Here is a 12526-nt window from a genome sequence, read left to right as displayed (position 1 = left end):
CCAATTCGGAGGTCCGGCGGGCATAATTATCCCTTATTTTGACCGCCCAACCAAATTCGAGGCTCTAGCGGGCACAATTATCCCTTATTTTGACCGCCCAACCCAATTCGAGGCTTCTGCGGGCACAAATACCCCTTATTTTGACCGCCCAACCCAATTCAAGGATCCCGCGGGCATAATTATCCTTTATTTAACCGTTCGACCCAAAATTGGAACTTCTCAGGCACATTCGACCAGATACGAGACTAAATAAAATAGGAGCCTCTTAGGCCCCAAAAAAAGTTATAATACCTTACTTAAAAACGCCTTCGTCCGCTCTTCTTGTGGATTGTCAAACAGCTCAGCAGGAACCTTTTCTTCCACGACCAAGCCTCCATCCATGAAGATAACCCGGTCCCCAACCTCTTTCGCAAACCCCATCTCGTGGGTAACGACCACCATCGTCATTCCCTCTTTAGCAAGATCCTTCATTACTTCTAAAACCTCACCAACCATCTCTGGGTCTAGCGCAGAGGTTGGTTCATCAAACAGCATAATCTTCGGCTCCATCGCTAGTGCCCTGGCAATCGCTACCCGTTGCTTTTGCCCGCCTGATAGTGAATCCGGATAAGCATCAGCTTTATCCTCAAGTCCAACTTTTCGTAACAGTTCAATTGCTTTTGCTCTCGCCTTTTCAGCAGGAATATTTCTTACCTTCATCGGAGCAAGCATAATATTATCAATCACCTTTTTATGAGGGAAAAGATTAAATTGCTGAAACACCATGCCTACTTCCGTGCGAATTTTATTGATATCTGTTTTTTTATCAGTAATATCAACGCCTTCTATTAGAACATGTCCGCCAGTAATGGTTTCAAGCATATTAATACAACGAAGGAACGTTGATTTCCCTGAACCAGAAGGCCCAATAACGACCACTACCTCTTGTGGTTTGACCGTCACGTTAATGTCTTTAAGGACCTCATTCGTCCCAAACGACTTTTTTAAATTTTTCACCTGAATCATTCTGTTGCAAACCTCCTTTCAAGTTTACCTAATAGGAAGTTAAGAGATAAGGTTAACACAAGATAAATAGCCGCTGATGATAGATATGGTTCCCACGGACGCATATACTCTCCTTGCATTGCCTGTCCCCAGTACATTAACTCAGGAGCCGCAATCAATGCCGCCAATGAAGAATCCTTGATTAAAACGATAAACTCATTCCCAAGAGGTGGAATCATACGTTTAAAGGCTTGAGGTAAAATAACATATCGCATGGCTTGTACATGTGTCATCCCTAGTGAACGGGCTGCCTCCATTTGACCCTTATCAATCGATTGAATCCCAGCCCGGAAGATTTCCGCCACATAGGCTGCCGAGTTTAAAGATAGTGCTAAAATGGCAGCAACGATTGCATTTGTGGAATGAAGAAATGCTGGTACAACAGCAAAATGAATTAAGAGAATTTGGACCATTAACGGTGTGCCGCGGAAAAAGTTTATGTACCATCTAAACGGTAAGGAATATAACTTTTTTTTCGACATTTTCCCTAAACCAATAAATAAACCAAGAATGGTACCAATTAAAATACTTGCGATTGAAAAACCAATTGTTAATAATGTTCCCTTTAAAAGTAAGGGCGCATAATCTATTATGATATCCCACCTAAAATCCATTACGATCCCCCCGACACAATTGAGTAGGCTAATTCCTTTATTAAGCAAAAATTGCGTAACTGCCTATTATATAGAAGTTACGCAATTTCAATAGAGTACTATTGTTGATCTTTCAATGTTTGTGTATCAGGTTCGACACCAAACCACTTTTTATAGATTTTTGCATATGTCCCGTTATCAATAACAGTCTTCACTGCTTTGTCTAACTCACTCTTAAGCTTGCTGCCCTTTGGTAACAATAAACCATAGAATTCATTTGAAAAAGCAGCATCATCTTCTATGAATTTAAAGTTGTCTTTTGGATTGTTTTTTACATAGGTTTCAATAACCGAGTTATCAGCTACAACGGCATCAACTCCGCCATTTTTTAATTCAAGAATGGCTAGATTGTTATTTTTAAATTTCTTAAGGTTTTGATTATTTTTACCAAATAACTTTTCGACTACTTCCTGCCCAGTTGTTCCATTTTGAACGGCAATCTTTTTGCCTTCTAAATCCTTCGCACTCTTTATAGAACTTTCTTTTGGTACTAAGATTTCATTTCTGGATAGGAAATATGGAACTGTAAAGTCATAGCTCTGTTGACGTTCTGGCGTAATGGTAATCGCAGATACAGCGAAATCTGCAGTTTTCTTTTCAATCTCCACAAAGATCGGATCCCAGCCAACATGCTCAATATTCACATTATAACCGGCTTCCTTGGCAACTGCGTTAACAAAATCAACATCAAATCCGACGACTTTACCTTTTTCTTGGTATTCAAATGGTGCATAAGCCGCATCGGTTACCACTCTTAATGTTTTCTTCTCGCTTCCCCCTGTTTTACTAGTTCCACAAGCGGATAGCAGAAGGAGTAAACCTACTACCATAAGAGTTGTTACTACCTTTAATTTTTTCATGTTTAAGCCTCCTAATTATTTTTTTATAAATACTATTTTTTTAAAGATTGATAATTTTTAGATTATAAATGATTATAATATCTTTCGTGTTTTTATTCAATATTTTATTTTCTTACTATATTAATACGTTAATAGACTAAAATTGATTATCTTATAAAAGTTTAAGGTAATTCCACCAGCCTCATAGACCTAAATGAAATATAAAATCTAGTACACTTCGTCATCTTCTAAAATAATTCCATTAATAGCCTTTAATTTGTCCACCTAATTAACTTCCATTATTATGAAAAATATAAATATTTTATAGATAGTAGATGAGCAAATCTATCTTCAGCGTAGATTATCCTTTATAGGCATTAGCCGTTTCTCCAAACCCTCCGTTACATAATCTATAGGGTAATATCACATAAGGAGAGATGCCTAAATGAATCCCTACGAATATTATCAAGTTCCACAAATGCCAATTGAGTATCATAGCTATGTTCCTGCAGACCACTATTCTCCCTACGTTTCAACAGAACCTATTCACACCTACGCACCAATCGATCAAGTGAATCATTATGCCCCAATTGACCCATACGACCCAAATCGGCAACCGCAGCAGCTTGAACGCCGTGTGAGTCAGCTTGAAAGACAAAACGAACGTCAAATGAGAGAAATTACTCAACTGCAACGGGATGTAACTCAACTGCAAAGACGTCTTGTACGCGTCAATCAGCGAGTAAGAGCAATCGAAAATCGTCTCCACATTCCATTTACACCTTTTGAAGGAGAATTTTAAAGTAGCATTGAAGAACCGGTCTTTTTCCGGTTCTTTTTCATTCGTGAGAAATTCTTTCAAACCGATCCACGACCAAGAAAATATCCTGTTAACCTTTCTAACATCTTCCCTGACAAGAGCCAAAAAATCAGGTAATTTTTGATTATAAACTTATCGAAGGGGAGAATTCACATGAATCAACGACATGAAATCAAAATAGCGATGCAAATCTTACAATTAGATAAATTACGTGATGAATTATATGAAGAGCTCATGAAAACGATGGGCTCTAAAGGACATGAACTATTACGAAAGCTGCAAAATGCCTAATATCTAAAGGAGGGAATGACGTTGACAACCCACTTACGAAGAGGCCTTGAACGACTAAAGCAGTTTTATATTAAAAAGTTAACAGGTTCAGATATCTTTTACTCATCTGCCGAGCTTCAATCACTTACCATCAGTGAACTGGAGATTCTTTATAAGAAGTCGATGCCCTCTGAAAAATAACGTCCTCTACTCCCTAAAAAGATTTAGTTTTATAAAAATAAAGCATATTAATACAATTATCCATTTTCATGTGAGAAAATATAACATATAATAATAAAAATATTCAAACTACGGAAAACAGCGGGGTGTGGTGAGCGACTAAAATGGGAAAAGATATGTCTTATAAAGATAAAAAGGTTATTACAATTGGTATTGTCAGAGATCTGACCGGGCTTTCCGAAAGACAAATCCGTTATTATGAAGAAAGAAAACTGATATTCCCTGAACGGTCTCCTGGCGGAAGCCGGAAATTTTCCTTTACCGATGTCGAACTATTAATGGATATCGCTAACAAAATTGAAGACGGGATTCAAACTCATGAAATCAGAAAGGAAATGCTTCGGGAACAGAAGAAACAAAATCAGGAAGATATTCGCCGGAAAATGATCCAAGGACAGCTTAATGCCCAGTTTGGAATACGAAGAAGCTAAGCACAGAATAGAAAAGGCCTCGATTCTTTTTATCAGAAACGAGGCTTTTTTCTATGACACTTAAAGGGATTTCCTCCCCCTAAAATAACATGTAAGAAAACCTCCCACAATTATAGATACAACACTTCAATTGATGTAAAGTTACAACTACAGAGGATGTTATAAAAATTAACATCATTAAAAAGGGGGAGTATGAATGGATACTACATTCTTAATGAACAGTCTATGGGTAATGTTAGGAGCAGTCCTCGTTATTTTAATGATCGGCGGGTTTATTTTATTAGAAACAGGATCAACCCGTATGAAAAATGCTGGACATATCGCTGGTAAAACCATACTAACATTTAGTATCAGTTCCATTATCTTTTGGGCAGTAGGTTTTGGTTTAATTTTTGGTAAAGGAAATGCACTGATTGGTTTCTCGAACTTCTTATATTCAGGCTATGATATGGATAGTTTATCACTCTCTGGTTCAGTTTTCTTCTTATTCCAATTAGCTTTTGCGGGTATTTCATTAACGATTGCGTTTGGCGGGTTCGCCGAGCGGGCTAAATTAAGTGCTTACCTCGTATTTGCCGTTCTTTTCTCAGTTATTGTGTATCCGCCTATCGCCCACTGGATTTGGGGCGGCGGCTGGTTAGCTGAGCATGGTAAACAAGACTTTGCAGGATCAACGGTTGTTCACTTAACCGGTGCGATGGCAGCACTTGCTGCTACCATTCTATTAAAGCCGCGGATTGGAAAATATAACAAAGATGGTTCCGCTAATAATCTCGCAGGACACAACCAAGTGTTCACAGCTTTAAGCGTCTTACTATTATGGGTTGGCTGGTTTGGATTCAATGCAGGCAGTACGTTATCTGTTGACAAAGGGTTCTTTGGATTTGTTGCCATGAATACAAATCTTGCCGCTGCAGCTGGAACCATCGCAGCCATGATTGTTTCTTGGGCCGTATTAGGGAAAGCAGATGTTCCCATGATGTTAAACGGTGCTTTAGCAGGTCTTGTAGCCATAACAGCATCTTGTGCTTTCGTAGAAACCTGGGCAGCCGTACTTATCGGATTTATCGCTGGATTATTAGTGTTTTATAGTATCAGATTTTTTGAGAAAGTAAAAATTGATGATCCGATTGCAGCTCTATCTGTTCACGGAACCGCCGGGGTTTGGGGAACCTTATCGAACGGGTTCTTCGCAACAAAAGAATTAGCCACTGTTGGTAAACCGGGTTTATTTTACGGCGGCGGATTACATCAGCTTGGCGTTCAAGCATTAGGAGTTTTCACCTGTGCCGCCTTCGCTTTTATCGTCTCCTTTATTCTTCTAGCTGTAATGAAGAAAGTAATGAACGGTTTACGTGTCACAGAAGAAGAAGAAATCATCGGTCTAGATATGAGTGAGCACGGCAGCTACGGTTACCCTGAATTAGTAAAAGCAGAACAGCAATTTAAAGTTCAATAATCGAAGGAATCAACAGCGGTCATTCCTTTTTACAGGTATGACTGCTATTTGAATTTAGGGGGTGCACATGTTGCAGCATGATCCATATTCAGCATTAATTCAGATTAGAGACGAAAAACTGAGGAATGTTTGTTATAACCATTTTGAACTTAACGAACTGCATGATGATTTAATTCACCGGGCAACCGCTATTGCTATGAAACAGGTTTCGAGCCAACACGGACCTCCCCCATCACCATTTACATTCTTCGTCATGGGTAGCGCTGGCAGGATGGAACAATCGGTATGGAGCGACCAAGACCATGGATTGATTTATCTTGATTCATCGGACGATGTCAAATCATACTTTTTAACATTAGGAAAAGAAATTTCCAAAGGGCTCTATCATGCAGGATACAGATATTGTGACGGGGGCGTAATGGCCAGCAACCCGTTCTGGTGTAAATCGCTTAGTGAGTGGGAGCAGCAATTATCAAACTGGATGATGGAATCCACTTGGGAATCAATCCGTTATCTCCTTATATTTCTAGACGGAAGATCGATCTACGGAGAGGATGGCTATGTTGGAAAGCTAAAAAACTATATTTATCAAAACATGAATCAACATCATTTACTAAATAAATCACTAAGCAATACTCTCCATCTCAAAAAAGGAACAAACATATTAGGTCAGTTTCTAACAGAAACACACGGAATGCATGCCGGTAAACTAAATATCAAAGAAATTGGTCTTTTTCCATATGTAAATGCCATCCGCCTCCTTTCGATGAAAGAAAGATTGCACGAAACCTCATCACTCTTGCGTCTTGACAAAATACCAAAGGTGTATTTCCCTGCAAGTGACAAAGCTTTTTTTAAAAAGCAATTCTTAAAGCTGCTATCCTACCGATTATTATTTTCTGACCATAAAGACTATGATTCAGGCCATTATTTATCTGTCAGCCAACTGACAAAAGAACAGTCTAGAGAGGTAAAGGAAATCATTAAAAATGGTGCAGCTCTCTTTCATCATATGAAAAGGTTACTAGAAAAGGATGATTCAGATGAGAATAAATAATATGATCCAATTTTTCCGCCAATTATCTGGAAGAGCAAATTCAAACCTATTCGCAAGTTTACCGAATCAATCCTCGCTGCAGCAAATGGCTTTTCTTAGAGAAATACAAAGAGAAATGAAAGAAAAGAACAGCTTAGACGTTCCACTGAAAGAATTAAGGGTGGTTGTCTTTGATCTAGAAACTACCGGTTTTTACCCCGAAAAAGGTGACCAAATCATTTCGATTGGTGCTGTCAAAATGACAGGCGACCAACTAAAGGAACAGGACACCTTTTATACATTAGTAAAATCAGACTTTCAACTATCGAATGAAATTTCTGCCTTAACCAATATTTACGATGAAGATTTAAGCACTGCCCCGATAGCTCAAGAAGCACTAATGCAATTCTATCAATTCATCAAAAGTGATCTTCTAGTTGCGCACCATGCCAGTCACGAGCAGGCCTTTATGAAAAAAATCACTAGCGACGTATTACGAACAAGATTCGACCATCGAATTGTCGATACTTCTTTTCTCATCCGCCTTTCAAACCCTAATATGAAATCTGCTCCACTAGAAGAGGTTTGCGAGATTTGCGGTATTGAGATAGAGAATCGACACCACGCTTTAAGCGATGCCATCATGACAGCAAAGGTTTGGAGATATTATTTACGGCTGGCGGAAGAAAAAGGCTTCCACTATCTACGTCAGGTTTATGAATATTTGGCAAAAATTGGTTGATAAACTACTATACTAGTCTAATATTTTCACCTGGCAGCATAGTAGTTTACAACTGGTCTTTTATTCCCCTCTCCCCTACTTACTACTGAAATTTCTCCGAATTTCCTCTACTCACTAGTAACGAATAAAAAATTTTTTAAAAATTTTTTATTTACAAATTCCTTATCAGACCAATGATGAAAACGCTATCAGCTAATTTAATTTGTTAGAATTGTCAGATTTCTATATTGACCATGTTTTCAATTGGTTGTATGATTATCGAAAATAAATCATCAATCATTTACAGACGATTTGTAACAATCGACGGAATGACTTGTTACCCAGAAGGGGCAAACCATGCTATTGTCAGTTAGGAGCTAAAAAAATGCGAAGCGATATGATTAAAAAGGGAATTGATCGTGCTCCCCACCGAAGTTTATTATATGCAACAGGGGTAAAAACGAGTGATCTAGAAAAACCATTTATCGGAGTTTGTAACTCGTATATTGACATTATCCCAGGACATAAACATCTTAATCATTTCGGGGAAATTGTGAAAGAGGCGATTCGGGAAGCCGGTGGTATTCCATTTGAGTTTAATACAATCGGCGTTGATGATGGAATTGCGATGGGTCATATTGGGATGCGCTACTCCCTTCCCAGCCGTGAAATTATCGCCGACAGTGCTGAAACAGTCATAAACGCACACTGGTTCGATGGTGTTTTTTATATCCCAAACTGTGACAAAATCACCCCAGGGATGTTAATGGCTGCCGCAAGAACAAACGTGCCATCTGTTTTTGTATCTGGAGGTCCAATGGAAGCTGGCGTTTCACCATCAACAGGAAAAAATCTTTCCCTTACTTCAGTTTTTGAAGGCGTTGGTGCTTACCACAACGGTACAATCAGCCAACAGCAGCTGCTTGAAATTGAAACCAATGCTTGTCCTACCTGCGGCTCCTGTTCCGGAATGTTTACAGCAAACTCCATGAACTGTTTAATGGAAGTTTTAGGAATGACGGTTCCTGGTAACGGTACAATGGTTGCTACATCCGAGGAAAGACATGAACTCATTAGGCAAGCTGCCAGACATCTGATTGAATTAGTTAAAAATGATATTAAACCACGTGACATCATTACTCGAGAAGCCATCGATAATGCCTTTGCACTAGATATGGCCATGGGCGGCTCCACTAATACCGTGTTACACACATTAGCAATCGCCCATGAAGCCGGGATTGATTATGATCTTCGCGATATTAACAAAATTGCGGAAAGAGTCCCTTATCTAGCAAAGATTATGCCAGCATCTGACTATTCTATGGACGATGTACATCGTGCCGGAGGCGTTAGTGCTATCATTAATGAGCTTTATAAAGTGGAAGGTGCCTTACACGATAACTGCTTGACTATTACAGGAAAAACTCTTCATGAAAATGTGAAGGAAGCAACAATCACAAATGAAGCGGTTATCCGGACAAAAGATAATCCATATAGCCCAGTTGGTGGACTATCCATCCTATATGGAAACATTGCTCCAGATGGTGCCGTCATCAAGGTTGGTGCAGTTGATCCTTCGATTAAAACATTCTTGGGTGAGGCGATTGTCTTTGATTCCCAGGAAGAGGCTCAAGAAAACATTAATAACGGCAATGTGAAGGCAGGACACGTCGTGGTTATTCGCTATGAAGGACCAAAAGGCGGACCAGGAATGCCGGAAATGCTCGCTCCAACCTCAGCCATTATGGGCCGGGGCTTAGGAAAAGAAGTTGCCCTAATAACAGACGGCCGCTTCTCAGGTGCAAGCCGCGGGATTTCAATCGGACATATCTCACCAGAAGCAGCAGAAGGCGGACCAATCGCCCTTGTTGAAAATGGTGACAAAATTTTAATCGACCTTGAAGCTCGTTCAATTGAACTTGTTGTTGATGATGAAATACTTTCTCAAAGACGTACGGCATGGGTAAAACCTGAGCCGAAAATTAAAACTGGTTATCTAGCAAAATATGCAAAGCTTGTTACATCTGCCAATACTGGCGGAATTATGAAAATATAAAGTTTAGCAATCGTACTGGTTCTGCGGTTTACCGCTGAGGTACCAAGCTAAACGGGAAAAGTTAGTGCCCCTCCCCTTCCCTAAGGAAGCTAAGGTACTAGAAGTGTTAAGAGAAGATCATTTGACAAAATAATAGTTAAATCGATGACGGGAATAAAGGAATAAGAACTTGTATTTTCAGAGAGCTGGGGTTGCTGGAAGCCCAGTAATACAACTTATTCTGACATCATCCCTGAGTGTTGGGCTGAAATAGGTTAAAAGTAGGCTCAATCAGGTGTATTTTAAGCACCTGTTACCAAAAGAAGCGGCTCTATTTAGTTGTCGCTTCCTAAGACAGTATTCGTAAGGATACTGTAAAAACCGGGTGGTACCGAGAAATGAAAGGCCTTTTCTCCCCGATTATTCTGCTATGCTTTCTTGATTGCAGTTAATTCGAGGAGAATAGGCCTTTTTTACTATGGTAAAGCAGATCAAATGGTAGGCTGGATTTGGGTTCTACAAATTACTTTTGAATTCTACAAATTATTAAAAGATTCTATAAATTTTGTAGATTATTCTAGAAAAATAAGATATGATTCTACAAAATAGAGATTATTCCAAAATAAGAACAAGCATCAAACAAAATAAAAGACAACGTTCTACCGTGAATTTTTCAAATTTTCAAATACCCTTAAGGAGGGATTATGACGTGAAAGTAGAAGCAAAAAAGCTTGAGGTCCAAACAACTACAGAGCCGAGAACCGGTGCAGACCTTCTCATCGACTTACTGAAAGAAGAAGGTGTAGAAACCCTGTTTGGATATCCCGGTGGTGCAGTGCTTCCAATATATGATGCCATTTACCGCGCACAGGATAGAATCAAGCATGTTCTCTTCCGACATGAACAAGGAATGATCCATGCAGCTGAAGGGTATGCCCGGGTTACCGGCAAACCTGGAGTCGTCATTGCCACTTCTGGACCAGGAGCAACCAACCTTGTAACAGGTATAACCGATGCAATGATGGATTCTCTGCCACTTGTTATTTTCACTGGGCAGGTTGCAAGAAACATCATCGGAACAGACGCCTTCCAAGAAGCGGATATTATGGCGATCACTACGCCGATTACAAAACATAACTATCAGGTACAATCGATCAAAGACCTACCGCGTATTGTCAAGGAAGCCTTTCATATTGCTTCCACCGGAAGGCCAGGGCCTGTCTTAGTCGATGTCCCTAAAGATATCTCCGCCGGATTTTTAACAGAAGAACCTGAAGAAGCGAGCATTAATTTGCCTGGATACCAGCCGACAACAAAGCCAAATCCATTACAAATTAAAAAACTTGCCGAATCTATTTCAAAGGCAATCAAGCCTGTTATTCTTTCAGGTGCCGGTGTTCTCCATGGAAGAGCATCAGCTGAATTAACTGCTTTTGCGGAAAAACATCAAATCCCAGTAGTCACTACTTTACTTGGACTTGGTACTTTTCCTGCAGATAATCCCCTTTCGTTAGGAATGGGAGGAATGCACGGAACATATGCAGCTAACATGGCTATTTACGAGTGTGACCTGCTTATCAACTTCGGGGCCCGATTCGATGACAGACTAACAGGAAATCTTAAACACTTCGCCCCATTTGCGAAGGTTGCTCATATTGACATCGATCCAGCTGAAATTGGTAAAAATGTTCCCACACAGCTTCCTATCGTTTCTGATACGAAAGAGGCACTTAACGAACTGCTTAATCAGGAAATTGAATCACCAAAAGCTGCTGAATGGCTGGAAAAACTGAGCCAGAACAAACAGGAGTATCCGCTTTGGTATAAACATGATCCGAATGGAATGTGCCCGCAATGGGTGATTGAAGCAGTCCATAAAGTAACCAATGGTAATGCCATTGTCGCAACTGATGTCGGACAGCACCAAATGTGGGCCGCACAATATTACACCTTTAAACAGCCGCATCGCTGGATTACTTCAGGTGGACTTGGAACAATGGGCTTTGGCTTCCCAGCTGCAATTGGCGCACAAATCGCCGATCCGGATAGTACAGTCGTAGCGATTGTGGGTGATGGCGGCTTCCAAATGACACTACAGGAATTATCGATTATTTATGAAAGAAATCTTCCGGTAAAAATTATTATTGTCAATAACGGTGCACTAGGAATGGTTCGCCAATGGCAGGAATTATTACACGGAAACAGGATTTCTGAATCGATTCTTCATACACAGCCTGATTTTGTCAAACTGGCTGACAGCTATTCGATTAAGGGTTATCGGGTGAACAATCAGGAAGAATTAATTACCGTTTTACCGGAAGTATTTGCTCATAATGGTCCGGTATTAGTTGATTGCCGTGTTCTTCAGCAAGAAAAGGTATTCCCGATGATTGCCCCTGGTAAAGGAATTCATGAAATGTTAGGGGTGAAACCATGAAACGGATCATAACAGCAACCGTTCAAGACCGGAGCGGTGTCTTAAACCGGGTCACCGGCCTCTTGCAAAGACGCCAGTTCAATATTGAAAGCATTTCAGTTGGTCCATCCGAAACTGAGGGTATTTCAAAAATGACCTTGGTGGTTGAAGTGGAAGACGAACAACGTCTTGAACAGGTAACGAAACAATTAAACAAGCAAATTGATGTTTTAAAAGTTTCTGATATTACTGATAAGGCAATTGTTGCTCGTGAACTGGCCTTAATTAAAGTAGCTTCAAGCAGCCATTTGCGCAGTGAAATCAACGGGATTATTGATCCGTTCCGTGCCTTAATTATTGATGTAAGTAAGGATAGTCTTGCTGTTCAAATTACAGGTCGTCCTGATAAAATTGATGCCCTGATTGAAATGCTCCGCCCTTACGGTATTAAAGAAATTGCCAGAACCGGACTGACTGCCCTCCAACGCGGGCACCAGCCACAAGTAAACGAACTAGCAACATATTCACTATTAAAATAACACTATATTTGAGAGGATGATTC

Annotated in this window: 13 protein-coding genes; 10 read left to right on the top strand and 3 right to left on the bottom strand. The window is 40.0% G+C overall.

Annotation, left to right across the window (positions count from 1 at the left end; all coding sequences use genetic code 11):
* Nucleotides 1–282 precede the first annotated feature (282 nt).
* The 3 genes from V7077_RS11770 to V7077_RS11760 form a co-directional block, all read right to left on the bottom strand.
* Nucleotides 283–1005, bottom strand: a complete 723-nt coding sequence (locus V7077_RS11770; RefSeq protein WP_235742446.1) for an amino acid ABC transporter ATP-binding protein — start codon at nucleotides 1003–1005, stop codon at nucleotides 283–285.
* Nucleotides 1002–1658 (bottom strand): amino acid ABC transporter permease, encoded by a 657-nt coding sequence (locus V7077_RS11765; protein ID WP_335501632.1) that lies wholly within the window; start codon nucleotides 1656–1658, stop codon nucleotides 1002–1004. Before V7077_RS11765 ends, V7077_RS11770 begins: the two co-directional genes overlap by 4 nt.
* A 98-nt stretch (nucleotides 1659–1756) precedes the next feature.
* Nucleotides 1757–2557: a basic amino acid ABC transporter substrate-binding protein gene (locus V7077_RS11760; protein WP_335501630.1), complete on the bottom strand. Its 801-nt coding sequence runs from the start codon at nucleotides 2555–2557 to the stop codon at nucleotides 1757–1759.
* 424 nt (nucleotides 2558–2981) lie between these two features.
* Between V7077_RS11760 and V7077_RS11755 the strand changes: the two genes are divergently transcribed.
* The 10 genes from V7077_RS11755 to ilvN all read left to right on the top strand — a co-directional run bounded on the left by V7077_RS11755 (nucleotide 2982) and on the right by ilvN (nucleotide 12503).
* Nucleotides 2982–3338 (top strand): hypothetical protein, encoded by a 357-nt coding sequence (locus tag V7077_RS11755; RefSeq protein WP_335501628.1) that lies wholly within the window; start codon nucleotides 2982–2984, stop codon nucleotides 3336–3338.
* A gap of 171 nt (nucleotides 3339–3509) precedes the next feature.
* Nucleotides 3510–3647: a hypothetical protein gene (locus tag V7077_RS11750; RefSeq protein ID WP_335501626.1), complete on the top strand. Its 138-nt coding sequence runs from the start codon at nucleotides 3510–3512 to the stop codon at nucleotides 3645–3647.
* Between the two features lie 21 nt (nucleotides 3648–3668).
* Nucleotides 3669–3827, top strand: a complete 159-nt coding sequence (gene fbpA / locus V7077_RS11745; protein ID WP_335501624.1) for a Fur-regulated basic protein FbpA — start codon at nucleotides 3669–3671, stop codon at nucleotides 3825–3827.
* A 143-nt stretch (nucleotides 3828–3970) separates the two neighbouring features.
* Nucleotides 3971–4297 (top strand): MerR family transcriptional regulator, encoded by a 327-nt coding sequence (locus V7077_RS11740; RefSeq protein WP_335501622.1) that lies wholly within the window; start codon nucleotides 3971–3973, stop codon nucleotides 4295–4297.
* Between the two features lie 196 nt (nucleotides 4298–4493).
* A complete protein-coding gene (locus V7077_RS11735) occupies nucleotides 4494–5756 on the top strand; it encodes an ammonium transporter (RefSeq protein WP_335501619.1) in 1263 nt (420 codons plus the stop codon).
* Nucleotides 5757–5823: 67 nt separating this feature from the next.
* Complete coding sequence (locus V7077_RS11730) at nucleotides 5824–6813, top strand: DUF294 nucleotidyltransferase-like domain-containing protein (RefSeq protein WP_335501617.1); 990 nt, start codon at nucleotides 5824–5826, stop codon at nucleotides 6811–6813.
* Nucleotides 6800–7534 carry an exonuclease domain-containing protein gene (locus V7077_RS11725; protein ID WP_335501615.1) on the top strand — a complete coding sequence of 245 codons (735 nt, stop codon included), beginning with the start codon at nucleotides 6800–6802 and terminating at the stop codon, nucleotides 7532–7534. Before V7077_RS11730 ends, V7077_RS11725 begins: the two co-directional genes overlap by 14 nt.
* 364 nt (nucleotides 7535–7898) lie before the next feature.
* Entirely contained in the window at nucleotides 7899–9569 is a 1671-nt protein-coding gene (gene ilvD, locus V7077_RS11720) for a dihydroxy-acid dehydratase (RefSeq protein ID WP_335501613.1), read from the top strand.
* A gap of 688 nt (nucleotides 9570–10257) precedes the next feature.
* On the top strand, nucleotides 10258–11985 hold the full coding sequence (gene ilvB, locus V7077_RS11715; protein WP_335501611.1) for a biosynthetic-type acetolactate synthase large subunit: 1728 nt from the start codon (nucleotides 10258–10260) through the stop codon (nucleotides 11983–11985).
* Nucleotides 11982–12503: an acetolactate synthase small subunit gene (ilvN, locus tag V7077_RS11710; protein WP_335501609.1), complete on the top strand. Its 522-nt coding sequence runs from the start codon at nucleotides 11982–11984 to the stop codon at nucleotides 12501–12503. The genes ilvB and ilvN overlap by 4 nt, the downstream gene beginning before the upstream one ends.
* Nucleotides 12504–12526: the final 23 nt, after the last annotated feature.

This window comes from Neobacillus vireti (genome assembly GCF_036962465.1).
GTDB classification, from domain to species: Bacteria; Bacillota; Bacilli; order Bacillales; family Cytobacillaceae; genus Neobacillus; species Neobacillus vireti_B.
The sequence above is the reverse complement of the archived record's forward strand: the minus strand, read 5'-3'. Positions and strand labels throughout refer to the sequence as shown.